This is a genomic window from uncultured Planococcus sp. (genome assembly GCF_947501725.1).
GTDB classification, from domain to species: Bacteria; Bacillota; Bacilli; order Bacillales_A; family Planococcaceae; genus Planococcus; species Planococcus donghaensis_C.
This window is the reverse complement of record NZ_CANMXD010000003.1, coordinates 86,206-112,297: the sequence shown is the minus strand read 5'-3', so window position 1 is coordinate 112,297 and position 26,092 is coordinate 86,206. Positions and strand designations below refer to the sequence as shown.

At 45.3% G+C, this 26,092-nt stretch carries 27 protein-coding genes; 18 read left to right on the top strand and 9 right to left on the bottom strand.

The features are described 5' to 3' along the window. Positions 1–63 precede the first annotated feature (63 nt). Entirely contained in the window at positions 64–360 is a 297-nt protein-coding gene (locus Q0785_RS05180) for a hypothetical protein (RefSeq protein ID WP_223633691.1), read from the top strand. 98 nt (positions 361–458) lie between these two features. Next, positions 459–1,118 carry a TrkA family potassium uptake protein gene (locus Q0785_RS05175; protein ID WP_223633688.1) on the top strand — a complete coding sequence of 220 codons (660 nt, stop codon included), beginning with the start codon at positions 459–461 and terminating at the stop codon, positions 1,116–1,118. Positions 1,119–1,264: 146 nt separating this feature from the next. Here Q0785_RS05175 and Q0785_RS05170 read toward each other — a convergent pair whose 3' ends face one another. Then, positions 1,265–2,932: a ribonuclease J gene (locus Q0785_RS05170; protein WP_223633685.1), complete on the bottom strand. Its 1,668-nt coding sequence runs from the start codon at positions 2,930–2,932 to the stop codon at positions 1,265–1,267. 2 nt (positions 2,933–2,934) lie between these two features. Then, positions 2,935–3,147 carry a DNA-directed RNA polymerase subunit epsilon gene (locus tag Q0785_RS05165; protein WP_223633682.1) on the bottom strand — a complete coding sequence of 71 codons (213 nt, stop codon included), beginning with the start codon at positions 3,145–3,147 and terminating at the stop codon, positions 2,935–2,937. Positions 3,148–3,432: 285 nt separating this feature from the next. Between Q0785_RS05165 and Q0785_RS05160 the strand changes: the two genes are divergently transcribed. Continuing rightward, entirely contained in the window at positions 3,433–4,203 is a 771-nt protein-coding gene (locus tag Q0785_RS05160) for a Cof-type HAD-IIB family hydrolase (RefSeq protein WP_298826535.1), read from the top strand. A gap of 740 nt (positions 4,204–4,943) precedes the next feature. Here the strand turns inward: Q0785_RS05160 and def are convergent. Continuing rightward, a complete protein-coding gene (gene def / locus Q0785_RS05155) occupies positions 4,944–5,510 on the bottom strand; it encodes a peptide deformylase (RefSeq protein ID WP_298826532.1) in 567 nt (188 codons plus the stop codon). Between the two features lie 146 nt (positions 5,511–5,656). Here def and Q0785_RS05150 point away from each other — a divergent pair, with 146 nt between their 5' ends. The 6 genes from Q0785_RS05150 to Q0785_RS05125 all read left to right on the top strand — a co-directional run bounded on the left by Q0785_RS05150 (position 5,657) and on the right by Q0785_RS05125 (position 12,406). Then, positions 5,657–6,301, top strand: coding sequence for a YkyA family protein (locus Q0785_RS05150; protein ID WP_298826529.1), 645 nt, complete (start codon positions 5,657–5,659; stop codon positions 6,299–6,301). A 252-nt stretch (positions 6,302–6,553) separates the two neighbouring features. Further along, on the top strand, positions 6,554–7,666 hold the full coding sequence (gene pdhA, locus Q0785_RS05145) for a pyruvate dehydrogenase (acetyl-transferring) E1 component subunit alpha (RefSeq protein ID WP_298826526.1): 1,113 nt from the start codon (positions 6,554–6,556) through the stop codon (positions 7,664–7,666). A gap of 3 nt (positions 7,667–7,669) precedes the next feature. Continuing rightward, positions 7,670–8,647: an alpha-ketoacid dehydrogenase subunit beta gene (locus Q0785_RS05140; RefSeq protein WP_298826523.1), complete on the top strand. Its 978-nt coding sequence runs from the start codon at positions 7,670–7,672 to the stop codon at positions 8,645–8,647. Between the two features lie 28 nt (positions 8,648–8,675). Next, positions 8,676–10,067, top strand: a complete 1,392-nt coding sequence (locus Q0785_RS05135; protein ID WP_298826520.1) for a dihydrolipoamide acetyltransferase family protein — start codon at positions 8,676–8,678, stop codon at positions 10,065–10,067. 5 nt (positions 10,068–10,072) lie between these two features. Continuing rightward, positions 10,073–11,482: a dihydrolipoyl dehydrogenase gene (gene lpdA / locus Q0785_RS05130; RefSeq protein WP_298826517.1), complete on the top strand. Its 1,410-nt coding sequence runs from the start codon at positions 10,073–10,075 to the stop codon at positions 11,480–11,482. Positions 11,483–11,569: 87 nt separating this feature from the next. Then, positions 11,570–12,406 carry a polysaccharide deacetylase family protein gene (locus Q0785_RS05125; protein WP_298826514.1) on the top strand — a complete coding sequence of 279 codons (837 nt, stop codon included), beginning with the start codon at positions 11,570–11,572 and terminating at the stop codon, positions 12,404–12,406. Between the two features lie 40 nt (positions 12,407–12,446). On the opposite strand, the gene Q0785_RS05120 is transcribed toward Q0785_RS05125, so the two are convergent. After that, positions 12,447–13,916 (bottom strand): aminotransferase class I/II-fold pyridoxal phosphate-dependent enzyme, encoded by a 1,470-nt coding sequence (locus tag Q0785_RS05120; RefSeq protein WP_298826511.1) that lies wholly within the window; start codon positions 13,914–13,916, stop codon positions 12,447–12,449. A 135-nt stretch (positions 13,917–14,051) separates the two neighbouring features. Between Q0785_RS05120 and Q0785_RS05115 the strand changes: the two genes are divergently transcribed. Both Q0785_RS05115 and Q0785_RS05110 read left to right on the top strand, forming a co-directional pair. Then, on the top strand, positions 14,052–15,017 hold the full coding sequence (locus Q0785_RS05115; protein ID WP_298826508.1) for a nitronate monooxygenase family protein: 966 nt from the start codon (positions 14,052–14,054) through the stop codon (positions 15,015–15,017). A gap of 16 nt (positions 15,018–15,033) precedes the next feature. Beyond that, positions 15,034–15,312, top strand: a complete 279-nt coding sequence (locus tag Q0785_RS05110) for a UPF0223 family protein (protein ID WP_298826505.1) — start codon at positions 15,034–15,036, stop codon at positions 15,310–15,312. A gap of 20 nt (positions 15,313–15,332) precedes the next feature. On the opposite strand, the gene Q0785_RS05105 is transcribed toward Q0785_RS05110, so the two are convergent. Continuing rightward, positions 15,333–15,974, bottom strand: a complete 642-nt coding sequence (locus Q0785_RS05105; protein ID WP_298826502.1) for a YktB family protein — start codon at positions 15,972–15,974, stop codon at positions 15,333–15,335. Between the two features lie 171 nt (positions 15,975–16,145). Here Q0785_RS05105 and Q0785_RS05100 point away from each other — a divergent pair, with 171 nt between their 5' ends. Further along, positions 16,146–16,340: a hypothetical protein gene (locus tag Q0785_RS05100; RefSeq protein WP_223633629.1), complete on the top strand. Its 195-nt coding sequence runs from the start codon at positions 16,146–16,148 to the stop codon at positions 16,338–16,340. Between the two features lie 86 nt (positions 16,341–16,426). Next, positions 16,427–17,218, top strand: a complete 792-nt coding sequence (locus tag Q0785_RS05095) for an inositol monophosphatase (RefSeq protein WP_298826498.1) — start codon at positions 16,427–16,429, stop codon at positions 17,216–17,218. Positions 17,219–17,252: 34 nt separating this feature from the next. Here Q0785_RS05095 and Q0785_RS05090 read toward each other — a convergent pair whose 3' ends face one another. After that, entirely contained in the window at positions 17,253–17,447 is a 195-nt protein-coding gene (locus Q0785_RS05090; RefSeq protein ID WP_298827309.1) for a YlaF family protein, read from the bottom strand. A 114-nt stretch (positions 17,448–17,561) separates the two neighbouring features. Here Q0785_RS05090 and typA point away from each other — a divergent pair, with 114 nt between their 5' ends. Further along, complete coding sequence (typA, locus tag Q0785_RS05085; protein ID WP_298826496.1) at positions 17,562–19,409, top strand: translational GTPase TypA; 1,848 nt, start codon at positions 17,562–17,564, stop codon at positions 19,407–19,409. Between the two features lie 24 nt (positions 19,410–19,433). After that, positions 19,434–19,763 (top strand): YlaH-like family protein, encoded by a 330-nt coding sequence (locus Q0785_RS05080; protein WP_223633616.1) that lies wholly within the window; start codon positions 19,434–19,436, stop codon positions 19,761–19,763. Here Q0785_RS05080 and Q0785_RS05075 read toward each other — a convergent pair. From Q0785_RS05075 to Q0785_RS05065, 3 genes are read right to left on the bottom strand one after another with little or no spacing between them, the layout of a single operon-like run. Continuing rightward, on the bottom strand, positions 19,757–20,206 hold the full coding sequence (locus tag Q0785_RS05075) for a hypothetical protein (protein WP_298826492.1): 450 nt from the start codon (positions 20,204–20,206) through the stop codon (positions 19,757–19,759). The two genes, Q0785_RS05080 and Q0785_RS05075, sit on opposite strands and share 7 nt — an antisense overlap. Continuing rightward, positions 20,206–20,409, bottom strand: a complete 204-nt coding sequence (locus tag Q0785_RS05070; protein ID WP_223633595.1) for a YlaI family protein — start codon at positions 20,407–20,409, stop codon at positions 20,206–20,208. Before Q0785_RS05070 ends, Q0785_RS05075 begins: the two co-directional genes overlap by 1 nt. A 12-nt stretch (positions 20,410–20,421) precedes the next feature. Next, positions 20,422–20,928, bottom strand: coding sequence for a peptidyl-prolyl cis-trans isomerase (locus Q0785_RS05065; protein WP_223633592.1), 507 nt, complete (start codon positions 20,926–20,928; stop codon positions 20,422–20,424). A 167-nt stretch (positions 20,929–21,095) separates the two neighbouring features. Here Q0785_RS05065 and Q0785_RS05060 point away from each other — a divergent pair, with 167 nt between their 5' ends. The 3 genes from Q0785_RS05060 to pyc all read left to right on the top strand — a co-directional run bounded on the left by Q0785_RS05060 (position 21,096) and on the right by pyc (position 26,073). After that, entirely contained in the window at positions 21,096–21,377 is a 282-nt protein-coding gene (locus tag Q0785_RS05060; RefSeq protein ID WP_058384833.1) for a YlaN family protein, read from the top strand. A 73-nt stretch (positions 21,378–21,450) separates the two neighbouring features. Beyond that, positions 21,451–22,617, top strand: a complete 1,167-nt coding sequence (locus Q0785_RS05055; RefSeq protein ID WP_298826485.1) for an FtsW/RodA/SpoVE family cell cycle protein — start codon at positions 21,451–21,453, stop codon at positions 22,615–22,617. 15 nt (positions 22,618–22,632) lie between these two features. Beyond that, positions 22,633–26,073 carry a pyruvate carboxylase gene (pyc, locus tag Q0785_RS05050; protein ID WP_298826484.1) on the top strand — a complete coding sequence of 1,147 codons (3,441 nt, stop codon included), beginning with the start codon at positions 22,633–22,635 and terminating at the stop codon, positions 26,071–26,073. Positions 26,074–26,092: the final 19 nt, after the last annotated feature.

The following is a 26,092-nucleotide window of genomic DNA, read 5'->3' as shown; positions in this document are numbered from 1 at the left end:
TTTGCTGCTGACCTGAGCAAGACCAGTTTTTACAGCTCGACCAAAACTCTAGGAGTGATCAATGTGAACGGCAAAATGAATTTCTTTCTCGACCCCAAAAATCGGGTCATTCAAAAACCTTCGATTATGAATTATAAACAGGACCAGCAAGGTTTGTACCTTGTGGCAGACAAGCGCTTCATCAACTGGATGGATGTCCATACGTATTGCCATAGTTGCTTGTCGGCACTTACTTTTGACGATGAATTTGACGCAAGTTATTGCGCCAGCTGCAATGAATGGCGGGAAGAACCCTGCACAGACATCAGCTGCGAGTATTGTGAAAACCGGCCGAAACGCCCATTGGATCCCCGCCGATAAGCGGGGTTTTTTTCTTGTAGCAGTTCTTGATGGATAAGATTTTTAGTTCGAGCTATATATGGTAAAATAAAGCCACTTGAACTAGTTGGAGGATGGATATGAAAAAGGAATTTGTAGTCATTGGACTGGGCCGTTTTGGCGGCAGCATTGTACGTGAATTGATTGAACAGGATGCGGACGTGATGGCGATCGACAAAGATTCGGAACGGGTGGATGAATTTTCCGCGATTGCGACTCAGGCTGTTGTTGCAGATACGACAGATGAAGCCGTATTAAAATCGCTGGGCATCCGGAATTTCGAGCATGTGATTGTAGCAATCGGTGAAAATATTCAAGCCAGTATTCTAACGACTCTGATGCTGAAGGAAATCGGCGTGAAGAAAATTACGGTAAAAGCGCAAAACGATTACCATGCTAAAGTATTGAACAAAATCGGCGCAGACAAAGTGGTCCATCCGGAACGTGATATGGGAATCCGGATTGCCCATAACATCCTCTCCAATAATGTACTGGATTACTTGGAGCTATCCGATGAACATTCCATCATGGAAATCAAAGCAAACCATAAGCTCGCTGGCTATACCTTAATTGGCTTAGATATTCGTGCCCGTTACGGCATCAACATCGTGGCCATCAAAAGGGGGGAAGACATCATCGTTTCCCCGCAGGCCGATATGGAAATCGAACAGGAAGATATCCTGATTATTATCGGTTCCGATGCTGACATCAACCGTTTTGAGAAGAAGATGATGAACTGATAAAAGAACGGCAGAGCGTCATCCTAAATGAACACGAAAAAGAAGCATTGGATTTTACTCCAATGCTTCTTTTTTAGGTCTAGTGCGAGTGCCGATAGGATCTATCGGGCGCTTGTCGAGGCTTAACGGCTGCTTGCGCTTTTCTGCTAAACTTCCATAATCACCGGCAAAATCATTGGACGGCGTTTTGTTTTTTCGTAGAGATACGGCCCAAGAACGTCGGAAATGTCATTTTTCAATTCTGCCCATTCCGTGTTTTTGCTGTGTATCTTCTTGTTCAAATGGCGGTTCAGCATTTGCTGAGCCTCATAGATCATGGTACCTGACTCACGCATATAGACAAATCCGCGTGAAATGATATCAGGTCCGGAGACCATTTTGTTCTTCTGCATATCGACGCTTACGACGACGATGACCAAGCCTTCTTCCGAAAGCACGCGACGGTCACGCAGAACGATGTTGCCGATGTCGCCGATTCCGCTGCCGTCGATGTAAACATCACCGGAAGGAACACGTCCTGCTACAGAAGCTTCATCCTGTCCTAAAGCAAGAACTTCACCATTTTCCATGATAAATGTGTTTTCAAGTGGAACGTCACATTCAACAGCCAAGCCCGCATGCGTTTTTAACATCCGGTATTCACCGTGTATCGGCATAAAGTATTTCGGTTTGATCAAACGAAGCATCAATTTGTTTTCGGGTTCTGAACCATGGCCTGATGTATGGATATTGTTAAGTGATCCGTGAATTACATCTGCTCCGGCGCGGAACAATAAATTGATTGTCCGATTGACGCTGCTCGTATTGCCCGGAATCGGAGAAGACGAGAAGACGACCGTATCGTTCGGCTGAATTTGAATTTGGCGGTGGGTTCCGTTGGCGATTCTCGAAAGAGCGGCCATCGGTTCACCTTGTGAGCCGGTGCAGAGAATCAATACTTCGTTTGCCGGCAAACGGTTCAAGGTTTGTGTATCTACAAAAGCATCTTCCGGAGCATTGATGTAGCCAAGCTCGCGGCCGATTGTCATCGCATTGTCCATGCTGCGTCCGAAGACGGCAATTTTACGGCCTTGCGCGACCGCTTCATCAGTTACCTGCTGAAGACGGTAGATATTCGACGCGAAAGTAGCAAAAATCAAACGTCCATCAATTTTTCTCATGATTTCCTTGATGGAGTCGCCGACTTTTCGTTCGGACATGGTAAAGTCAGGAACTTCAGCATTTGTACTGTCCGACAGCAAACAAAGTACGCCTTCACTGCCGATTTGCGCCATCTTCAATAAATTGGCAGGCTCACCCACTGGGGTGAAATCGAATTTAAAGTCACCAGTATGGACGATATTACCGGGCGGAGTTTTCACTACGACACCGAAAGCATCAGGGATACTGTGGGTTGTGCTGAAAAAGCTGACAGCTGTCTTGCGGAACTTGATGATATCATCTTCACCGATTTCAGTCATTTTCGTTTGACGCAATAAACCATGTTCTTCCAATTTCTTGCGCAATAGGCCAAGAGCCAGTTTGCCGCCGTATACTGGAATATTGATTTTTTTAAGCAAGTAGGGAATGCCGCCGATATGGTCTTCATGGCCATGTGTAATGAAGAGGCCTTTGATCTTGTCGACATTTTTTACTAAGTATGTGTAATCCGGAATAACGTAATCGATTCCGAGCAAATCGTCTTCCGGGAATTTAATGCCTGCATCAATCAGGATAATTTCATCCTGGAATTGGACACCATACGTATTTTTGCCGATTTCACCCAGTCCGCCTAGGGCGAAAACAGCTGTTTGGTCGTTCTTGACGAACTTCATGATTATTCTACGCTCTCGACTTCGTAATTTTGGGCAGCCTGTTCATACTCGAGATGATTGCCTTCAAGTAATTGAACAAGTTCAATATTGTAGTTGCGGTCTTTTAAGTGGTGTCGGACTTCTCGCTCGGATGCTGCTTCCACATAAAGGCTTTGGGTATTTTCTCGAACTGGTACTTCAAAACGGTTTTCTTGGTAGTATACTTTAAAAATCATTGTTTGCTCTCCTTTTTCCACGCTCAGATAAATGCACTTCCTTTATATTATCATGTCATTAGACTAAAATAAAGAATAGCCCTCCTTATTTATAAAGAAGGGCTAAAACATTTATGCGATTTTCTTTTTGTTCATGATGCCATTGAGCTGTCTGAGAAGTTTTCTTTTCAAACGTTTCAGCATGGCCAACCACTCCTTATAGCGAGTATACTTTTTTTTCTGACAATTGTAAAGGAACCGGGCTTTGGCATGGCTACTCAATTTAACAAGAATGGAGACTAAAAAATGTCTAAATTATTATTGCTGGATATTGATGGAACTTTATTGGATTCACACAAAAAATTGCCGGCTTCTGCAAAAGAAGCATTGGTACAGGCTCGTTTGAATGGCCACGAACTGGCCATTGCAACCGGACGCGGTCCCTTTATGATCACTCGGATTCTGGAGGAACTGAACATAGATACATACATTACATTCAATGGTCAGTATATCTCCCATAAAGGGCAAGCCATCCATAAACAGGCGATCGATTCGAATATGCTCAATGAGATTTTTGAATATGCGGAGCAGCGTGACCATCCGATCGTGTTCATGAATGAAAATAAGATGGTATCGTCCATTGATTTTCATCCGGATATCGACGAAAGCATCAAAACGCTGAAAATGCCGCATCCGGAAGTGGAAAAAGATTTTTATCTGAAAAATGATATATACCAAGCGCTGCTATTTTGTGAAAAAGAAGAACAACAGCAATATCATGAGGCATTTGAGCAAGTGGACTTTGTCCGCTGGCATCGCGTATCCTGTGATATCACACCCAAAGGCGGAACAAAGGCTAGCGGAATCGAGCACTTGATCAAAGCGACGGGACACTCTATAGAAGATACGATTGCATTCGGCGACGGTCTTAACGATCTGCAGATGATGGATATTGCCGGATACAGCGTAGCAATGGAGAATGGCCACGAAGAAACAAAAAAACGTGCAACCTACGTCACGGATCACGTCGACAACGATGGACTTGCAAAAGCCTTCAAGCATCTGAAATTGATTTGATAAAGAAAAGCGGAAGCAGCCGTTTAGCCCCGACAAGCGCTGGAAGCCTTGCCGGTAATGGCGCTCTTTGCCATTGCTGGTAAGGCTGAAGCGACTCGAGGGGCTGGCTGCTGGAGCTGGACAGAGAAAAGCGGAAGCGCCCAGTGCTGAAGCTAACCTAAGAACGCGACTTCCTGTTGCAACGGTTAGCTGACCCGCATCCTGCGGGCCCCCGACGGGCATAAGACAGACCGACAGTGTGGCGTACTTTGCCACGTAGCACGAAAAGTAGAAGTGCCTGCTCAGCTCTGACAGGTGTAAGATGAGCTGGCGAAGTGGCATATTTTCAGCCACACAGCCAGTTCGACTTACATCCCGAAGAGCTAGGCACTGAACTAGACAGTTGGGTTGGCTTATAACCCAAAGAGCTAGCTGCTGGAGTCTGGACAAAGAGAAAAGCGGAAGCAGCTGTCCAGCTCTGCCGGGCATAAGACGGACCAGTGAAGTGGTGCTTTTGCCACGTAGCACGAAAAGTAGAAGTGCCTGCTCAGCTCTGACAGGTGTAAGATGAGCTGGCGAAGTGGCATATTTTCAGCCACACAGCCAGATCGACTTACATCCCGAAGAGCTAGGCACTGAACTAGACAGTTGGGTTGGCTTATGACCCAAAGAGCTAGCTGCTGGAGTCTGGACAATGAGAAAAGCGCCGCACCCATCGACTGAAAAATTCAAAGCTCACTGAAATAAAAAAGAGGCTCGGCTTACTCAGCCGAGTCTCTTTCGATTGCGATAGCATTTTCAATTTCCGCGAATGGGTTTTTGGAATCGATGTGATCGAAGAACATGACCCCATTCAAGTGATCGAGTTCATGTTGGAAGGCGATCGCTGGAAGGCCTTTTAAGCGCATCTTGATTTCTTCGCCATCCAAATTGAATGCCTTGATGGTGATTCGGGCATATCTTGGTACATAACCTGGAATTGCACGGTCGACAGACAAGCAGCCTTCTCCAGCTGCTAAATAAGCTTTTTCTACTGAATGGCTGACGATTTTAGGATTCACCGCAATCAGGCTAAGGTTTTCTCCGGAAGTCTCATCGAAATGCAAGGCGAATATGCGTTTCGCTTCATTTATTTGAGGCGCAGCAATTCCCACACCGGGGCGCAAATCGTATTTTTCAGCCAATTCATCATCCTGGCTGTTCACTACGTATTCCATAAGGTCTTCACCCAATTTCCGATCTGCTTCAGAAAGGGGGAATTTCACTTCCTCAGCGCGTTTTCTGAGTGTAGGATGACCTTCACGTATTATGTCTTTCATTCGTATCAAGTGATTTCATCCTTTCAAATGGCTTGCTATACAATTTAGTATAACGTAAATCTGTGGTTTTGAAAAAAGAAAAAGCTATTGGGTGGAGTTGTATTTTAATCCTCTGCATACTATAGTTAATTCATGGTAATTAAGGGGTGAATCAGATGAAGAAATTAGGGATGGCGGTTAGTTTATCTGTTCTTCTATTGTTGTCTGCCTGTTCAGGTTCGGGCATCAGGGAAGATTTGGATGGCGTTCTGAATGAGACTTTCGATGCTGAAGAAGAATATCGTGCAGTGCAGGATGACCTCGAGGAGCGGGAAAAAAAGGAACAGCAATTGTTTGAAGAAATTATGGCTCTGACTCAAGAGGAACAGGAGCAGGTGGCAGAGCAGGCTCAAGAAGCACTTGATTCTGCAGATGAACGCCTGGAGTTTTTACAGACTGAAAAAGAGTCGATGGAATCGGCTGAAGAGAGTTTCACTGAAATCGACAAAGTAATCGAAGAAGCGAAAGAGGAATCTGTAAAAGCTGATCTGGAAGCGCTGAAAGCAAAAATGCAGGAACGCTTTGCTGCCCATGATGAGTTTACAACAGCCTATGAAAAGTTGGTCGCTCGCCAAAAAGAACTGTATGCACTATTGAAGGATGAAGAAAGCAAATTGCAGCTGCTTCAGGAAAAAGCTGCAGAAGTGAATGAGCAAAACGAGCAGGTCCAGCTGGCTGTTACAGCGTTCAATGAGTTAACACAACAGGTGAATGACTTAAAGGACGAAACAATGGAAAAATTAAATGAAAGCGAGGAATAAGCGGCCGTTAGGGTCGCTTTTTCTGTGCTATAAAAGATGGTCGAAAACGCTTCTGTATTATAATACAGGCCTTGAAATCAACTGATACAGTTTTGGATATTCGAATTATCTTATTATTACTATTGTCCGAAAATGTTAGGTTCTCTATGATTGACCGAGTTATTTTTGTAACGTATACTGGTAAAGAATGTGCAATTGTATCATAAACAATGGGTAATTATTTTAATACAGATAAAAAGGAGAGTTGCTTTTATGGCTGCGAAAAAATCACAGCAGTTCGATCCAGTGGAAACGCTTAATGCAATCGAAGAAAAGTTTGAAATGGTTCAGATTTTGAACGAAGAAGGCAAAATCGTCAATGAAGAGGCAGACCCGAAACTATCGGATGAAGATCTTCAGGAACTGATGACCCGTATGGTGTATACGCGGATCCTCGATCAGCGTTCTATTTCCTTGAACCGTCAGGGGCGTCTTGGATTCTATGCTCCGACAGCAGGACAGGAAGCCTCTCAATTGGCCTCTCACTTCGCTTTGTCGAAAGAAGATTTCATTTTGCCGGGTTATCGTGATGTACCACAATTGATCTGGCATGGATGGCCGCTTCACCAGGCATTCCTTTTCTCCCGTGGGCATTTCATGGGGAATCAGATGGCTGAAGGCTTGAATGTTCTGCCGCCGCAAATCATCATCGGCGCTCAGTTTATCCAGGCTACGGGCGTTGCGCTTGGTATGCAGAAACGCAAAAAAGAAGCTGTTGCAGTAACTTACACAGGAGAAGGCGGTTCTTCACAGGGCGATTTCTATGAAGGAATCAACTTTGCCGGAGCTTTCCGTGCACCGGCTATCTTCATCGTCCAAAACAACCAATACGCAATCTCGACTCCTCGTGAAGCTCAGACTGCCGCTAAAACAATTGCCCAAAAAGCTGTAGCTGCCGGCATTCCAGGCATCTTTGTCGATGGAATGGATCCATTGGCTGTTTATGCGGTGACACGCGATGCACGTGAACGTGCAATCAAAGGGGAAGGCCCGACGCTGATTGAAACATTCTGTTACCGTTATGGACCACATACGATGGCAGGGGATGACCCGACACGCTACCGTACATCGGATATCGACAGCGAATGGGAAAAGAAAGATCCGCTTGTCCGTTTCCGTAAATACCTGGAAGCGAAAGGCATTTGGGATGAAGCGAAAGAAACTGAAGTAATGGATAGAGCTAAAGAAGAAATCAAAGCGGCAATCAAAAAAGCGGATGGCGCTCCGAAGCAAAAAGTTACAGATTTGCTCGGATTTATGTATGAAGAGCTGCCGTTCAACGTGCAAGAGCAGATGGATATCTATAAAGCAAAGGAGTCGAAGTAAGCCATGGCACAATTAACAATGATCCAAGCGATTACCGACGCTCTGAAAACAGAGATGAAGAACGATGAAAATGTTCTTGTTTTCGGTGAAGATGTAGGAAATAACGGCGGGGTATTCCGTGCAACGGAAGGTTTGCAGAAAGAATTCGGAGAAGATCGTGTCTTCGATACACCTTTGGCGGAATCTGGAATTGGCGGCCTTGCAATTGGTCTTGCTTTACAAGGATTCAGACCTGTTCCGGAAATCCAGTTTTTCGGATTTGTCTATGAAGTGATGGATTCGATCAGCGGCCAAATGGCACGCATGCGTTTCCGCAGCGGCGGGAGCCTGAATTCGCCAGTGACAATTCGTTCGCCATTCGGCGGCGGCGTCCACACACCAGAAATGCACGCTGATTCATTGGAAGGATTAATGGCGGCTCAACCTGGGCTGAAAGTAGTCATTCCGTCTACACCGTACGATGCAAAAGGTTTGTTGATTTCAGCAATCCGTGACAACGATCCGGTCATTTTCCTTGAGCATATGAAGCTGTACCGTTCTTTCCGCCAGGAAGTGCCGGAAGAAGAATATACGATTCCTCTCGGTAAAGCGGATGTGAAACGTGAAGGCAAAGATTTAACGATTATCGCTTACGGCGCAATGGTGCAGGAAAGCATCAAAGCAGCAGAAGCGCTTGAAAAAGAAAACTACTCGGTTGAAGTGGTCGACCTACGCACCATCCAACCGCTTGATATTGAAACAATCATCGCTTCTGTAGAAAAAACTGGACGCGCTATGGTCGTTCAGGAAGCTCAAAAACAAGCTGGAATCGCAGCGAGTGTCGTGGCTGAAATCACAGATCGTGCGATTTTGAGCCTAGAGGCACCTGTTCTACGTGTAACTGCGCCAGACTCTATATTCCCATTCTCGCAAGCGGAGCAAGTTTGGCTTCCGAATGCGAATGATATAGTAGAAACAGCTAAAAAAGTACTTACGTTTTAAAATAGACAGAAACGGAAGGGTGAAATATATGGCTTTTGAATTTCGTTTGCCTGATATCGGAGAAGGTATCCATGAAGGTGAAATCGTAAAATGGTTCGTAAAAGCAGGAGATAAAATCGAAGAAGACGATATCCTTGTTGAAGTGCAAAACGACAAGGCGGTCGTTGAAATTCCATCACCGGTTTCAGGAACAGTTGAAGAAGTGTTGGTGGAAGAAGGAACAGTTGCCGTAGTAGGCGATGTTTTGATCCGCATTGATGCACCTGATGCTGATGGTGGAGAAGATGAAGAGCAAGGCGATAAAAAAGAAGCAGCTCCTGAAGTGAAGGAAGAAACGGAAGAGCAGGTTCAGTCCGGTACAGCCGAATCCGGCCAGGATGTCGATAAAGCTCCGGCTGAAGACGACAAGCCTGAAGAGAAGACTGGCGCTGGAGCTCAGCCGCAAGCTGATGCTAAAGAAGAGTCTGATCCAAATGCACGCGTCATTTCAATGCCGTCTGTCCGCAAATTTGCGCGCGACAACGATGTTGATATCAAACAAGTTTCAGGATCCGGCAATAATGGACGCATCCTAAGAGAAGATGTGGAAGCCTTCATGAACGGCGACCAAAAAGCGGCAACGCCTGCAGCTTCTGAGGAAGCTCCACAGGAAGCGGCAGAAGAAAGCACTGAAAAAGCGGCAGCGGCACCTAAAGCAGCGGCAGCTCCTGAAGGTGAATTCCCTGAAACCCGTGAGAAAATGTCCGGTATCCGCAAAGCGATCGCTAAAGCGATGGTCCATTCAAAACATACCGCTCCTCACGTAACCTTAATGGACGAAGTGGATGTCACGGAATTGGTGGCACACCGCAAAAAGTTCAAGGATATTGCGGCAGAAAAAGAAATCAAACTCACTTATTTGCCATACGTGGTGAAAGCTTTGGTCAGCACATTGCGTGAATTCCCAGCCTTGAATACATCATTTGATGATGAAACAAGCGAAGTTATCCAGAAGCATTATTTCAACATCGGTATTGCAGCCGATACAGAAAAAGGCTTGATGGTTCCTGTCATCAAAAACGCAGACCGTAAATCCGTATTCGCCATTTCCGATGAAATCAATGGGTTGGCGACAAAAGCGCGTGACGGCAAATTATCTGCTGCTGAAATGAAAGGCGCTTCATGCTCGATTACAAACATCGGTTCTGCTGGTGGTCAATGGTTCACACCAGTCATCAACCATCCGGAAGTAGCAATTCTTGGAATTGGCCGAATTGCAGAGAAGCCTGTAATTAAAAATGGTGAAATTGTAGCTGCACCTGTGTTAGCATTATCATTGAGCTTCGATCACAGAATGATCGATGGTGCAACAGCGCAACATGCATTAAATCACATAAAACGTTTATTAAGTCAACCTGAATTACTATTAATGGAGGCGTAAAACTTATGGTAGTAGGAGATTTTCCGATCGAAACAGACACACTTGTAATCGGCTCAGGCCCTGGCGGTTACGTTGCAGCTATTCGTGCAGCACAAACTGGTCAAAAAGTAACAATCGTTGAAAAGGAATATATTGGCGGCGTTTGCTTGAATGTCGGCTGTATCCCTTCAAAAGCGATGATTTCTGTTGGGCACCGTTTTGAGGAAGCTCAGCATTCGGAAGATATGGGGATTGTTGCCAAAGAAGTTTCGCTTAACTTTGAAAAAGCACAAGCTTTCAAAGACGGTGTCGTCAAGAAATTGACTGGCGGCGTTGAATCTCTTCTTAAAGGCAATAAAGTCGAAATCCTACGTGGAGAAGCTTATTTCGTTGATGAAAATACAGTTCGTGTAATGGATGACAATTCAGCGCAGACGTATAAATTCAAAAATGCAATTATCGCTACGGGATCTCGTCCGGTTGAAATCCCGACGTTTAAATTTACAAAACGCGTGATTAATTCAACTGGAGCTTTGGCACTTACTGAGCTTCCTAAAAAACTTGTCGTTATCGGCGGCGGATATATCGGTACAGAGCTTGGTACTGCATTTTCGAACATGGGTTCTGAAGTGACGATCCTTGAAGGCGCTCCTGATATCTTAGCTGGATTCGAAAAACAGATGACAGCAATCGTTAAAAAAGGATTGAAGAAAAAAGGCGTTGAAGTCATCACTAAAGCATCTGCTAAAGGTGTAGAGGAAACTGATTCAGGCGTCAAGATCACTTATGAAGCTGGCGGGGAAGAAAAAACGCTTGAAGCTGATTATGTTCTTGTAACAGTTGGCCGTCGTCCGAACACAGACGAAATGGGTCTTGAAGAAGTGAACGTTAAAATGACGGACCGTGGTTTGATCGAAGTCGACAAGCAATGCCGTACGAACATCCCGAATATCTATGCAATCGGAGATGTGGTAGCTGGACTTCAATTGGCCCATAAAGCTTCATATGAAGGTAAAGTTGCTGCAGAAGCAATTGCAGGCGAGAAGTCTGAAGTTGATTATATGGCTATTCCGGCAGTCTGCTTTACAGATCCGGAACTTGCAAGCGTAGGTTTGTCTGAAGAACAGGCAAAAGAAGAAGGATTCGAAGCTGCGGCTGCGAAATTCCCATTCGCTGCAAACGGCCGTGCTCTTTCATTAAACGCAACTGAAGGATTCGTGAAACTGGTTTCACGCAAATCTGACGGCTTGTTGTTAGGGGCACAGATCGTTGGAGCTGGTGCATCAGATATGATCGCTGAGCTTGGCCTTGCAATCGAAGCTGGAATGACAGTGGAAGATATCGCAATGACCATCCATGCGCATCCGACACTTGCTGAAATTACAATGGAAGCTGCGGAAGTAGCTCTTGGAACACCGATTCATATCATCAAATAATTGCCAGGAAGCCGCTTATGCGGCTTCTTTTTTTTGGAAAAAATGGACTAGCCATGGTAAGATTTGTTTAGAAATGGGGTGGTTGTATTGATACATAAACGATGGATGACACTTGCAGCTATGCTGATTTTGCTGGCTGCGTGCAGCGGAGAAAGCAATGAAACATCGGTTGAGGAAAAAGAGCCCGCTGTAGATCAAACGGCAAATAAGGAAGAAACTGAAGAAGGCGGAAAAACAGCTGAACCGAAAGAAGAAGAAAAAGAGCAAAAGGTAAAAGAAGTGGAAGTGGCTGAACCGCAATACCGCATTAATTCTGCCAATTGGTCCGTGCAGCCAATAGCGGATGCTGCAGAAAAAGTCGTGCTGGTGACAATTGATGACGCACCGGACAAACACGCTATGGAGATGGCGGAAACCTTGAAGAACCAGGAAATCCCGGCGATCTTTTTCGTCAATGGGCATTTTTTGGACACGGATGAAGAAAAGCAGCAATTGAAGCAGCTTCATGAAATGGGTTTTGCGATCGGCAACCATACCAACAGCCATCCGAACTTAAGGGATCTTACTGAACAGCAGCAAAAAGAAGAGATTCTGCAATTGAATGAAACGATCGAAGGGATCATCGGGGAAAAACCGAAATTCTTCCGGGCACCACATGGAGCGAATACGGATTTCAGCAAACAGCTTGTTCAGGAGCAGGAAATGGTCCTCATGAATTGGACCTATGGCTATGATTGGGAACAGCAGTACCGGGATGCCCAGTCATTAACAGACATCATGGTCAATACTGAGTACTTGAACAATGGCGCCAATCTTTTGATGCATGACCGGGAATGGACGTCAGAGGCCCTTCCAGGCATCATTGAGGGCTTGAAGGATAAAGGCTATGGTTTTGTAGACCCTGCAGCAATAGAGGGCATTTAAAAAGATCCAGGAGCAGAGGCTCCTGGATCTTTTTTTTGCTTTATCTGATTGCTTGCTGTTCTTTTATAACGCGCAGCATCTGCAGTGTATCGTCTTCCGGACCCTGTACAGGCAAACCGGCAGCAACGTTCATGTGGATGTAATTGATGTTTTCTTCGGTAATGATTTCCCCAGGAATGAAAATAGGGATGCCGGGCGGATAGACCATGATGAATTCAGCTGAAATGCGGCCGACAGCATCATTGATTGAAATGACTTCCGTTGTCGCGTAGAAAGCGTCTCGCGGCGTCATGGCAAGCCGTGGAATATCGGGCAGCAGGACGACCGGTTCGACGACAGCGGCGTCACTGTCGAATGATTCGCTCATGCGCTGTAGAGCATTCAACAGCAGATTCAGTTCCTTGCGGGTGTCACCGATTGTCACGAGGCATAGAATATTATACAAATCGGAAAGTTCGATTTCGATATTGGCGTTTTCCCTTAGCCATTCCTCAGCTTGATGCCCGGTGATGCCCAGGTTCTTGACGCTGATCAGCAGCTTCGTCGGATCCATATCGAAAGTGGCTGACGAATTCAATACCTCTTTTCCGACGCAATGCAGATGAGGAATCTTATTGATGCGCTTGCGGGCATCCTGAGCCAGACGGATTGCCTGGTCGATCAGGTCGAAGCCATGGATCGCCAATTGACGGCGAGCAGTGTCAAGGGACGCCAGAATCGGGTATGAAGTCGATGTTGTCGTCAGCATCGAGAGCGTGGACTGAACGCGTTTAGGCGATACCAGACCTTCCCGAACGTTGAGTACAGAGCTTTGTGTCATAGATCCACCGAGCTTATGGACAGAAGTTGCCGCCATGTCTGCTCCTGCCGCCATCGCTGAAATAGGGAGCGATTTATGGAAGTGAATGTGGACGCCGTGTGCTTCATCGACTAAAACAGGCACATTCCGCGCATGAGCAATATCGACGATCCGTTTTAAATCAGCTGCTACTCCGAAATACGTCGGATTGATGACCAGCACCGCTTTGGCATCCGGATATTCGATCATCGCCTTTTCTACAGCTTCTGCAGAAATGCCGTGTGAGATTCCGAGTTCAGGATCAACTTCCGGATGGATGAAAATCGGGATGGCACCGGCAAAGACAATGGCCGACATAATGGATTTATGGACATTTCGCGGTACGAGTATTTTGTCGTTGGGACCAACCACACTCAAAATCATGGTCATGATGGCGCCGCTTGTACCCTGTACCGAAAAGAATGTATGGTCCGCGCCGAATGCTTTGGCAGCCAGTTCCTGCGCGTCTTTAATGGCACCCTTCGGAGAATGTAGATCGTCCAGAGGGGCGATATTAATCAAATCAATGGATAAAATATTATCGCCGACAAATTCCCGGAATGCGGGATCGACGCCTTGGCCTTTTTTGTGGCCTGGAATATGAAATTGGATCGGGTGCCGGTTTCGATGCTTCAAAAGCGCATCAAATAACGGAGTTTCTAATTGAGACAATGATTAGCCCACCTCACTTAATAAAATGAAAACAAAAAGAATTATAGCATGATGCCAGAGCCTATAGTAAAAAATAAAAGGATTTTCTGTTGTGGAAGCGAATACATGACATACAGAGAGAAAAGGAGTGAGTTCATGGAATTTAATACGAGGGTGACTGAGCTATTGAACATACGCTATCCCATTATTCAGGGAGGCTTGGCATACTTAGCTTATGCAGAATTGGCGGCAGCCGTTTCAAACGCAGGAGGACTTGGGCAAATTACAGCAATGAGCCTTTCTACACCTGAAGAGCTGCGGAAAGAAATCCAAAAAGTTAGGGAATTGACGGACAAGCCTTTTGGTGTTAATTTTGCGATTGGCGATCATGGCCGTGCATTTTCGCATATGCTGGATGTGGCGATCGAAGAAAAAGTGCCGGTCGTTTCGATGACGGGCGGAAATCCGACCCCGATATTCGAGCAGCTAAAAGGGACGGATATCAAAAAACTGGTCCTTGTGGCTGCTAGAAGGCAAGCTGAAAAAGCGGAAAGCCTCGGTGCGGATGCTGTGATGGTCGTGGGGCAAGAAGGCGGCGGACATTTGGGGCGTGACGACATCGGTACGATGGTGCTGATTCCGCAGGTAGTCGATGCCGTGAATATTCCGGTCATCGCTTCAGGCGGAATCGGGGACGGACGCGGCTGGATGGCAGCTCATGCCCTTGGCGCTGAAGGCATTGAGATGGGGACGCGTTTCATCGCTACAAAAGAATGTGTCCATGCTTCAGAAGCCTATAAAGAGCAGCTGGTCAACAGCTCTGAAAACGATACAGTCATCATCAAACGAAGCATCGGCACACCTGCAAGGACATTGCGGAGCAGCTGGACAGATAAGATCCTGGAGATCGAAAGCCAGACACCCACCTATGAAGCCTTGAAAGAATTCATTAGTGGTGAAGCCAATAAGCGATTCATCTATAATGGAGAAAAGGACCAGGGATTTGGCTGGGCTGGGCAAGTGACAGGATTGATCAAAGATGTACCGACAGTCCAGGAACTGATTGAGGAAATGGTCCGGCAAGCTGAAGAAATCCGCAAGAAATGGTCTGTCACAGAGTGAAAAGAGGTGTGAAAGGATGGATTATTCCTATCCATTTTCAATTGAATGGTCAACAGAGGAAATCATTGATGTCGTAAGTTTTTTCGAAGGCATCGAGATGGCGTATGAAAAAGGCATCAACAGACAGGACCTATTGACGCGTTACCGTAAGTTTAAACAGGTAGTGCCTGCGATTTCAGAAGAAAAAACCTATTTCCGTGAATTCGAAGACGAAAGCGGCTATGCGAGTTTCCCGGTCATAAAAGAAATGAAGGCAGGAACCGGCGACGAAATCATCAAGATGAATAAGAACTAGCAGAAAAAGAACCTGCAGCCTCAGCGGCTGACAGGTTCTTTTATTGGTTGGAGCAAAGTATGGTATACAGGAAGAAGGGCCTCGAAAGTTTCTTCAGCAAATCGGAGGAACTGTTCTTTCGTTAAAGAAGCGGCCTGTTCTCTGGACAGGTGCCGACCGATAACAAATTCACCTTTTTTAACATCGCGCAGGCGGGTCAGCAATTTCTCGATGCCTTCTTCCCCTAATTCGATCAAGGATTCAGCCTGGGGCTTCATATGGTCTCCGGAAGCGACGAAGTCTCCTGATAAGAGGTCCAATACTTCAGAGTGCAGCAGGTTTTCAGCCATTGTTGATTTATTTGGTGCTTCGTAGATCACAGCCAAAATAACGAATACGTGGCTTTCCCACATGCCGATCTGAAAATGGGGCACTGCTTTATAGCCTCTTTTGTAAGGGGCAAAAGCTACCCAGCTATCATTTGGGGGATTGACGGTTCTCCGCATATGCTTCGCGACATGAGGAAAAAACTCATCCCCGGTTTTTCCAGAGAAGAAAGATGAGAACTCAGTTCCGAGTTCCTGGAACTTCGGACGGACATATTCTGTGAGTGCTGACATCCTGGCATCGAGGCCAGGAGTGTTGAAAACTTCGAAATCCTGGTCATTCCAATAAGGCTTCAAGTAAATATCCTCCTTTAATTTAGGTAATCAGGTTTCATTTTAACGAAGTTTGGGAAAAAAGAATATAAATACGTTTCTGCCAATGGATTTCATTAAAGAAAAGTGGTATTATAATAATTGTAACACGATTAGTCAGAATTTTCGGAGTATGATGAGAAAGGGGTGCTCATTATGAAACAGATGATTCAGATAATCCGCAAAGCGGATGTAGAGAAAGAATATGTACATGTGCTGAAATTAGAACTTGACTATGAACTTGCTTCATTATTTGATGCGATGCAGCAGAAAGACGATCATCAAATCTCAAAAAGCAAGCAGCGGCTTCAAGAGATTCACGTAGAACTGGAGGCCCTTCATGCGCTCTAATACGTCTATACATTAAAGGCATCTGCTGAAGTAAGACAGCAGATGCCTTTTTCGTTATACTGTAACAAATGAGGAGGGATACATACATGGATTTACATGCTATGGATTTATACATAAAATCACTGATCAAAGAAGCGGGGCATCGGATCCGCAATTCGTTTTTGACTGATATCACCATCGAATCAAAATCAAACGCCAACGATTTGGTGACGAATATCGACAAGGAAATCGAGCAATTTTTCATTGGACGCATCCGCAGGGACTTTCCGGGACATCGGATCTTCGGGGAAGAAGGGTTCGGCGACGATATCCAAAGTTCGGAAGGGACCATCTGGCTGCTCGACCCGATCGACGGCACGATGAATTTTGTTCACCAGAAACGCAATTTCGCCATTTCACTTGGCATATATGAAGACGGAATTGGCAAACTTGGTTATATTTATGACGTTGTCAATGATGATTTATATCACGGGATAAAGGACGGAGGCGCCTATTACAATGATGAGCAGCTGAGGCCTCTGATGGAAACGGTGATAACCGAATCGATTGTCGCTATGAATGCGACGTGGGCAGTGCCGAACCGCTATCTGGACCATGAAGCGACCATCCAATTGATCCGCGACGTAAGGGGCATGCGTTCTTATGGATCTGCTGCACTGGAGCTTGCCTATTTAGCGAGCGGACGTGTCGATGCCTATATTTCCATGAGATTGTCACCATGGGATATTGCGGGTGGCATGGTCATTGCGCAGGAAGTTGGTGCGGTCACAACGAATTTCAAAGGCGACCCGGCGAACTTATTGAAACAGGATACGTTTATCGCCGCCAATCCGGCTATTCACCAGGAACTGTTGAAAAAATATATCAAAATCAAGTAAAAAAAGATGCGGATTTCCGCATCTTTTTTTATACTTATAGTAATCCGGCTTCCCGCATTTCTTTTTTCTTCTTGAAGCCCATGCCCATGATCAGACCCAACAGCAAGATCGCTGCGAATATGCCCAGGACACTGCGCAGGCCAATAGCCAAACCGATTCCGACCATTGCCAATATTGCTGCCAGAGAATACAGTACAAAAATCCATTTTATGTTTTTAACTAAACTCATCACGCGATTTTCCTCCTGTAGCTTACTGCCTGAAATAAAATCTTAGGGTTTTACACCTATATGTGCTATACTAGCACAGTTATAGGCATGAAAAAAGAATATTGGAGTGAAAATATGACTAACTTACGTAACGACTTAAGAAACATTGCAATTATTGCCCACGTTGACCATGGTAAAACGACTTTGGTGGATCAACTTCTACAACAATCCGGAACTTTCCGTTCAAATGAACACGTTGATGAACGTGCCATGGACTCGAATGATATTGAAAGAGAACGCGGAATTACAATTCTTGCTAAAAATACTGCGATCCAGTACAAAGACGCAAAAATCAACATCCTGGATACTCCTGGACACGCTGATTTCGGCGGAGAAGTTGAACGGATCATGAAAATGGTCGATGGTGTCCTTTTAGTAGTCGACGCTTATGAAGGCTGTATGCCACAAACACGTTTTGTTTTGAAAAAAGCTCTTGAGCAGAACTTGAAGCCAATCGTTGTTGTCAACAAAATTGACCGCGACTTCGCACGTCCTGAAGAAGTGGTTGATGAAGTTATCGAATTGTTCATCGAGCTTGAAGCAAATGACGACCAATTGGAATTCCCGGTTATCTTTGCATCAGGTATGAATGGTACAGCAAGCCTTTCTGCTGATCCAGCAGATCAGGAAGAAAACATGCAGGTCGTTTATGATGCAATTTTGGAACATGTCCCAGCGCCTATCGATAACAGAGATGAGCCACTTCAGTTCCAGGTAGCTCTTCTTGACTACAATGACTATGTTGGACGTATCGGTATCGGCCGTGTATTCCGCGGGACGATCGAAGTCGGACAGTCTGTAGCATTGATGAAACTTGATGGAGCAGTGAAAAACTTCCGAGTTACTAAAATCCATGGTTTCATGGGGCTTAAACGCGTTGAAATCCAAAAAGCTGAAGCTGGCGATCTGATCGCTATTTCAGGTATGGAAGATATTAACGTAGGGGAAACGGTTTGTCCTGCAGATCATCAGGAAGCATTGCCGATCCTGCGTATTGATGAGCCGACCCTGCAAATGACTTTCCTTGTCAACAACAGCCCGTTCGCAGGTAAAGAAGGGAAGTTCATCACATCAAGAAAAATTCAGGAACGTCTGGATGCTCAACTTGAAACCGACGTTTCCTTGCGTGTAGATCCAACTGATTCACCTGATGCATGGGTAGTTTCTGGACGTGGAGAACTGCATTTGTCGATCTTGATCGAAAACATGCGCCGTGAAGGATTTGAAATTCAAGTTTCAAAACCTGAAGTTATCGTCCGTATGGTTGATGGAGTTCGTTGCGAACCTGTTGAACGCGTACAAGTGGATGTACCTGAAGAATATACTGGAGCAATCATCGAATCATTGGGTGAGCGTAAAGGTGAAATGCTGGATATGATCAATAACGGAAGCGGACAAGTCCGTCTTGTATTCAACGTACCAGCACGTGGATTGATCGGTTATACAACTGAATTCCTGACACAGACTCGTGGCTACGGAATCATCAACCACACATTCGACAGCTACCAGCCAGTTGCTTCCGGCCGTGTCGGCGGACGTCGCCAAGGTGTATTGGTATCTATGGAGCGCGGTAAAGTTTCGACTTACGGCTTGATGGGCATCGAAGACCGTGGTACTGCATTCGTTGAAGTCGGTGCTGAAATCTACGAAGGCATGATCGTCGGAGAACATAACCGCGATAGCGATCTAACAGTAAATATCGTGAAAATTAAAGCTGCAACCAACATTCGTTCAGCAAATAAAGACCAGACAACAACAATGAAAAAAGCACGTTTGATGAGTCTTGAAGAAGCGCTTGAATACTTGAATGATGATGAGTATTGCGAAATCACTCCACAAACCATTCGTTTGCGCAAAAAAATTCTTGATAAAAACGAACGTGAGCGTATGGCTAAGAAAAAGAAAGTTGCCATCGAAGAATAAGTGAATGGGAAGGATGTATAGCCCGTGGACGATCAAGCCTTTGTCTATGACAATATGTATCCGGTAGCCCGAGTTCTATACCAGAGTCTGCCGAGTTTTGAAATGGCGGGATACGCATTATTTGCGGTGATTTTCCTGCTCTCTGCATTCGTCTATAAATTAGGGTTTGCTAAAAAGTTATCTATTGGAAAAAATGCAATGATCGGCCTATTTCTGGCTGTCGGTGGTTTAGGGCTCACATTTCTTGCCTTCTTCCTGCCGATAGTGGAAGGGCTCATTATTGCGGCGCTTATACTGATTCTTTATAAAATCCGCCTATGGCGCGAAAAACGCGAAAACGCTGTATCTCATTGAGATACAGCGTTTTTGCGTTCAAAAGTTTTGTAGAGGATCGGCAACAGTAAAGCATATGTGAGATGGGCAAACATCCAATAAAGGAACGCCCCCAAATCAGTGGGAGCTGGCACGTCAGCTTCGACGGCTAGCCAGGATAATAGAAAATAGAGAAACGGGAAAGGGATGGACAAAAGCAGACTGATGATCACCATTTGGCCAAACGAATAGTTGCGTCTTTTTGCCAGGTAGACAAAGACCACACCGATGATCAACGAAATGCTCATGTGAAAAATGAATTCAGTTATCTCTGACCATTGCACATCGCCGATCAATGGAATGAAATCTACGTTCAGTAGAAGGGTATAGACTTGTTCGCCAGTGACGGATTGAATCCATTTCAGTAGAAGACCTAAAATCAACCCACTCCAGAATCCAATCCAGATGCCTTTTAACAGCTTCATCAGAAGTCATCCTCAATGCTGCGGGAACTGCGGTAAAAGTGGAAAGAACCGGTAGCCAGGCGCTCCTTGGTCCTTTCGGTGATCCGGTCATGGCATTCATTGCACATATGGGTATGGATGGGCCTGTTCCGCAGACGCTTAGCCTGCAAGGTATCATCCACTAACTCCTCAATCTTGTCGCAGATTACGCATTGTACACGCATGGTGAATCACTCCTATTCGAATCGGATGGCTTGGATATCGGTAATGGGATTTTCCTGGTTGGAACCATCCGGAAGAAGAACATGGACAGGACCGTCTTCTTTCAAGGGCTGGCCTTTTTCACTGAACTTGAAGATTAATTGTTCAGCGTGCTCAATTGGAAACTCGAATTCTCCGTGCAAAGTTTCGAAAATTACACGTTTTGTATGTTCATAAGGTTCCGCATTCAGAAGAAATGGTTTAAACACGATACCGAAAGTACCTGTCAGCATTTCCTTTTTTTCTTTGCTCTTGTAGGTTTTTTCTGAGTTTAAAGTTGGCGGTACAGTGTTACCTTCCATAATTTCCCTGGACCAGTGTTCGCCCATTCCACGCTTGTATTCTTCGAGTTCGTCTTTTTCGATTCGCTCTTCTTGGAAATACGTCTCTAAATTCAATTTCCGGTCATCAAAAATCCACACTGTCGGATCCAGTATCAGCTTAAATTTCACTTCACCTTTAAAAGGTACGATAAATTCCATGGGTAAACCCTCCATTTAAATAATCACTCTTCTAACAGTATACCTTTTTGTGTCAAGTTCCCAAAGGGATTCATCTCTTTCATATAGAGGCTTGCATTTTCCTTGCTTAAAAGATACACTTTAAACAGGAAAATAGAGAAGAAAACTCATAAAATGGGGGAGTCCTCATGGAACACACAGAAGAACAAACATACCATCTGAAGGCTTTAGAACTCCTCAAAGCTGATGCAGAAAAAATCGAGCAGTTAATCAAGGTGCAAATGGATCATTTGACGTTGCCATCTTGTCCTTTATATGAAGAGGTGCTTGACACCCAAATGTTCGGTCTTTCACGCGAAATCGATTTTGCGGTTAAGCTGGGACTCATCGAACGTGAGGCTGGAAAAAATTTAATGGATACGCTTGAAAAGAAACTTTCAATTCTTCACGAAGCGTATACAAATAAATGATCTAAAACTCAAACGAATTTTGTTTGAGTTTTTTTACTAATTCAACATCCATCAAATTAAAAGAGGTATAAAAATGAAATCTTACATCAAGAAGTACGCAAAGTTTTTCGATTATCCTTTATTTCTCACTTATTTGGCCTTAACGATATTCGGTTTGATCATGATCTACAGTTCAAGCATGGCCTGGTCGGTCAATTATTATGGCTCAGAGCCAGACCGTTTCTACATACAGCAATTGATAAATCTGGCAATCGCCTTCCCGGTATTCGCGATTGCTGCTGTTTTTCCGTATAAGCATTTTAAGAAACGCTGGATGATGGTGACCATCCTGACGGTTGTCTTTTCCGGATTGATAGCCGTCCATTTTATCGGTTTCGCAGCCGGCGGCGCCAAAAGCTGGATCAGCCTTGGGTTTGCCAATATACAGCCTTCTGAGGTAGCGAAAGTCGGCATTATTCTATACTTGGCCGGGGTGTTTTCGAATAAATACAATAACGGCACCATCAATAAATTAAATGAATCCATCATACCGCCGGTCATTATTTTGACTCTGGTCCTGTTTTCCGTTTTTCTTGAACCGGATCTTGGTTCCATGTTGATCATCGGCGCTGTCGGCCTGTCCGTCATGTCAGCGAGTGGCGTCCGCTTGAAACCATTTATCCGGCTTGCGGGCATCTTTATCGCAGCAGCATCAGTCTTCATCGTTCCGCTCATGATCTTTGCCGGCGACAGTATCTTTACGGAAAAACGGCTAGGCCGTCTGGATGCCTTCTTCAACCCCTTCTCGGACGAGCTGGGTTTTGGTTTTCAGATAGTCAATGGTTACCTGGCAATCGGTTCTGGCGGTTTGAGCGGATTAGGGCTCGGACAATCCATCCAAAAATTGGGCTACCTGCCTGAACCCCATACCGATTTCATCATGTCGGTCATTGCTGAGGAGCTGGGCGTATTGGGTGTCGTATTTGTTTTAGGCGGCTTAGGGTTTATTGTTCTGCGGGGGCTTTGGATTGCCATGACGACGCATGATCCGTTGGCCAGAATGCTTGCAGCAGGTGTTGCGAGCATGATCGGCATCCAATCTTTTGTGAATTTAGGCGGCTTAACGGGGCTTATTCCACTGACTGGAGTAACACTTCCATTTATAAGCTATGGCGGAACGTCCGTAATTTTGTTATCTTTAGCTATGGGAGTATTGATGAATGTTTCCATGTTCAACAAATACGAAAAAACTAAAAAGTAAAGGGTGTGCTGCGGTGTGAAGGAGATCAACAAAATCTTGGTGGCCAACCGCGGAGAAATCGCTATTCGGATTTTCCGCGCTTGTACAGAACTGAAAATTCAAACAGTTGCGATCTATTCTCAGGAAGACAGTGGTTCATATCACCGCTATAAAGCGGACGAATCCTATTTGGTTGGCAAAGGAAAAAAACCGATCGATGCTTATTTGGATATTGAAGATATTATCCGCATCGCAAAGGATTCCAATGTAGATGCCATCCATCCCGGCTATGGTTTCTTATCGGAAAACGTCCATTTTGCAAGACGCTGTGAGGAAGAAGGAATCGTCTTTATCGGTCCGACTTCGCAGCATTTGGATATGTTTGGGGACAAAGTAAAAGCGCGTACGCAAGCAATAGCTGCAGGCATTCCCGTCATTCCGGGTACAGATGGCCCTGTACAGTCGTTGGAGGAAGTTGAAGAATTCAGCAAAACAGCAGGTTTCCCCTTGATGATCAAAGCCTCGCTAGGCGGCGGCGGTCGCGGAATGCGAATCGTCAAATCTCATGAAGAGTTGGCGTCTGCCTATGAACGTGCGAAATCTGAAGCAAAAGCAGCTTTCGGTTCAGATGAAATGTATGTTGAAAAATTCGTTGATAAGCCAAAACACATTGAAGTCCAAATTTTGGGTGATTCAGATGGCAACGTCATCCATTTGTACGAAAGAGATTGTTCGATTCAGCGCCGTCATCAAAAAGTCGTGGAAATCGCCCCTTCAAATTCAATCAGTGAAGAATTGCGCAACGAAATTTGTGATGCTGCAGTCAAATTAATGAGAAACATCAACTACATAAATGCGGGAACTGTGGAGTTTCTTGTAGCTAATGATGAATTCTACTTTATTGAAGTAAATCCACGTATCCAAGTGGAACATACGATCACCGAAATGATTACAGGCATTGACATTGTCCATGCGCAGATCCACATTGCGAGAGGGCATATGATCCATAGTGAAGAAGTGGGGATTCCTCAGCAGAGTGAAATACCGTTATTCGGCTTTGCGATCCAATCCCGTGTGACGACTGAAGATCCGTTGAATGATTTCATGCCGGATGCAGGGAAATTGATGGTATACCGCTCAGGCGGCGGCTTCGGTGTCCGTCTGGATGCAGGTAATGGTTTCCAGGGAGCGGTCATTTCCCCTTATTATGATTCACTTTTGGTTAAAGTTTCCACTTGGGCAGTGACGTTCAAGGAAGCTGCGGCTAAAATGGACCGCAACTTGCAGGAATTCCGGATTCGTGGCATTAAAACAAACATTCCTTTCCTGGAAAATGTGGTAAAACACCAGAATTTCATAAAAGGTGATTTTGATACCAGCTTTATCGACAGTACACCCGAATTGTTCATCTTCCCGGTTCGCAAAGATCGTGGTACGAAGCTATTGAGCTATATCGGAAACGTAACTGTAAATGGATTCCCGGGTATCGAAAAGAAAAACAAGCCGATCTATGGCGCTCCAAGAAAACCGGAAGTCGATTTATCGGCACCGGCACCAAGCGGCACCAAACAAATCTTTGATCTCGAGGGAGCAGAAGGGCTGACCAAATGGATTCATGAGCAGAAAGATGTCCTGTTGACAGACACGACATTCCGGGATGCCCACCAATCATTATTGGCTACACGCGTCCGTTCGCATGACCTGTTTGGGATTGCCAAAGAAACTGCACGTTTGCAGAGCGATCTGTTTTCATTGGAAATGTGGGGAGGCGCAACTTTTGATGTGTCTTACAGATTCCTAAAAGAAGATCCGTGGGAGCGTCTGATCAAACTTCGCCAGGAAATTCCGAACGTATTGTTCCAAATGCTGTTCCGTGGAGCAAATGCTGTCGGCTATAAAAATTATCCCGATAATGTCATCCGTGAATTTGTCCGGAAATCAGGCGATGCGGGAATCGATGTATTCCGCATTTTCGATAGCTTGAACTGGATCAAAGGAATGGAAGTGGCGATTGATGAAGTCCGCCAATCCGGTAAAATCGCAGAAGCGGCGATTTGCTACACTGGGGATATCCTTGACCCGAGCCGTGACAAGTATACGGTTCAATATTACAAAGATATGGCAAAAGAACTGGAAGCGGCAGGCGCTCATATTCTGGCCATCAAAGATATGGCTGGTCTGTTAAAACCGGAAGCGGCGTATCGTTTGGTGTCCGAACTAAAGGATACGGTTTCACTGCCGATCCACCTTCATACACATGATACAAGCGGCAACGGCATCTATCTTTACTCGAAAGCCATTGAAGCAGGTGTGGATATCGTTGATACGGCTCTTGGATCGATGGCAGGTTTGACTTCCCAGCCAAGTTCCAACTCACTTTACTACGCAACAAGCGGCAGCGGCCGTGAAGTTCGAGCGGATGTTAAAGGGCTAGAAAAAATGTCCCATTATTGGGAAGACGTCCGCAAATACTATGTTGACTTTGAAAGCGGCATGAACAGCCCGCATTCTGAGGTTTATGAACATGAAATGCCGGGCGGCCAGTACAGCAATCTTCAACAGCAGTCAAAAGCAGTAGGCCTCGGTCTGCGCTGGGAAGAAGTTAAAACGATGTATTCGCGCGTCAACCTGTTATTCGGTGATGTCGTTAAAGTGACACCTTCTTCGAAAGTAGTCGGTGACATGGCACTATTCATGGTTCAAAATGAATTGGATGAAGAAACGGTCATTTCCCGCGGGAAAACGATCGACTTCCCTGAATCCGTCATTGAATTCTTTGAAGGTTATATCGGTCAGCCGCATGGTGGATTCCCGGAAGAACTGCAGAAAGTCATCTTGAAAGAGCGTGAGCCGATCACAGTTCGTCCTGGTGAACTGTTGGAACCAGCAGATTTCGATGAAATCAAGAACACTTTGTATGATAAATTGGAACGTCCGATCACAAGCCATGAGGTTTTGGCTTACGCACTTTATCCGAAAGTGTTCGAAGAATATACAGCAACCAATGTCCAATTCGGTAATGTATCCGTTCTTGACACGTTGACGTTCTTATACGGAATGAGATTAGGCGAAGAAATCGAAGTGGAGATCGAAAAAGGGAAAACTTTGATGATTAAGATGGTATCAATTGGCGAACCGCAAAAAGACGGAACGCGCATCATCTACTTTGAATTGAACGGCCAGCCACGTGAAGTCAGCATTCAGGACATGACGGTGGAAACGGATAGCACGGCCAAACCGAAGGCGAATCCGACAAACGAAAGCCATATTGCAGCGACAATGCCGGGCACCGTACTGAAAGTGGTGACGGAAAAAGGCGCTAAAGTGAAACGCGGCGATCATTTGCTGGTGACAGAAGCCATGAAGATGGAAACGACTGTCCAAGCTCCATTTGATGGAACAATCCAGGATATCCATGTAGTTGCCAATGACGGCATTTCTACTGGAGATCTTCTGATTGAAATGGAGAAAAAATAAAAATATGGCTGGCGCATTT

Excerpts from the sequence above, each read along its gene's own strand:
- Q0785_RS05175 (WP_223633688.1), top strand. The coding sequence starts at position 459 with ATGAAAAAGGAATTTGTAGTCATTGGACTGGGCCGTTTTGGCGGCAGC.
- Q0785_RS05170 (WP_223633685.1), bottom strand. The coding sequence starts at position 2,932 with ATGAAGTTCGTCAAGAACGACCAAACAGCTGTTTTCGCCCTAGGCGGA.
- Q0785_RS05165 (WP_223633682.1), bottom strand. The coding sequence starts at position 3,147 with ATGATTTTTAAAGTATACTACCAAGAAAACCGTTTTGAAGTACCAGTT.
- Q0785_RS05160 (WP_298826535.1), top strand. The coding sequence starts at position 3,433 with ATGTCTAAATTATTATTGCTGGATATTGATGGAACTTTATTGGATTCA.
- Q0785_RS05150 (WP_298826529.1), top strand. The coding sequence starts at position 5,657 with ATGAAGAAATTAGGGATGGCGGTTAGTTTATCTGTTCTTCTATTGTTG.
- pdhA (WP_298826526.1), top strand. The coding sequence starts at position 6,554 with ATGGCTGCGAAAAAATCACAGCAGTTCGATCCAGTGGAAACGCTTAAT.
- Q0785_RS05140 (WP_298826523.1), top strand. The coding sequence starts at position 7,670 with ATGGCACAATTAACAATGATCCAAGCGATTACCGACGCTCTGAAAACA.
- Q0785_RS05135 (WP_298826520.1), top strand. The coding sequence starts at position 8,676 with ATGGCTTTTGAATTTCGTTTGCCTGATATCGGAGAAGGTATCCATGAA.
- lpdA (WP_298826517.1), top strand. The coding sequence starts at position 10,073 with ATGGTAGTAGGAGATTTTCCGATCGAAACAGACACACTTGTAATCGGC.
- Q0785_RS05115 (WP_298826508.1), top strand. The coding sequence starts at position 14,052 with ATGGAATTTAATACGAGGGTGACTGAGCTATTGAACATACGCTATCCC.
- Q0785_RS05110 (WP_298826505.1), top strand. The coding sequence starts at position 15,034 with ATGGATTATTCCTATCCATTTTCAATTGAATGGTCAACAGAGGAAATC.
- Q0785_RS05100 (WP_223633629.1), top strand. The coding sequence starts at position 16,146 with ATGAAACAGATGATTCAGATAATCCGCAAAGCGGATGTAGAGAAAGAA.
- Q0785_RS05095 (WP_298826498.1), top strand. The coding sequence starts at position 16,427 with ATGGATTTACATGCTATGGATTTATACATAAAATCACTGATCAAAGAA.
- Q0785_RS05090 (WP_298827309.1), bottom strand. The coding sequence starts at position 17,447 with ATGAGTTTAGTTAAAAACATAAAATGGATTTTTGTACTGTATTCTCTG.
- typA (WP_298826496.1), top strand. The coding sequence starts at position 17,562 with ATGACTAACTTACGTAACGACTTAAGAAACATTGCAATTATTGCCCAC.
- Q0785_RS05075 (WP_298826492.1), bottom strand. The coding sequence starts at position 20,206 with ATGAAGCTGTTAAAAGGCATCTGGATTGGATTCTGGAGTGGGTTGATT.
- Q0785_RS05070 (WP_223633595.1), bottom strand. The coding sequence starts at position 20,409 with ATGCGTGTACAATGCGTAATCTGCGACAAGATTGAGGAGTTAGTGGAT.
- Q0785_RS05065 (WP_223633592.1), bottom strand. The coding sequence starts at position 20,928 with ATGGAATTTATCGTACCTTTTAAAGGTGAAGTGAAATTTAAGCTGATA.
- Q0785_RS05060 (WP_058384833.1), top strand. The coding sequence starts at position 21,096 with ATGGAACACACAGAAGAACAAACATACCATCTGAAGGCTTTAGAACTC.
- Q0785_RS05055 (WP_298826485.1), top strand. The coding sequence starts at position 21,451 with ATGAAATCTTACATCAAGAAGTACGCAAAGTTTTTCGATTATCCTTTA.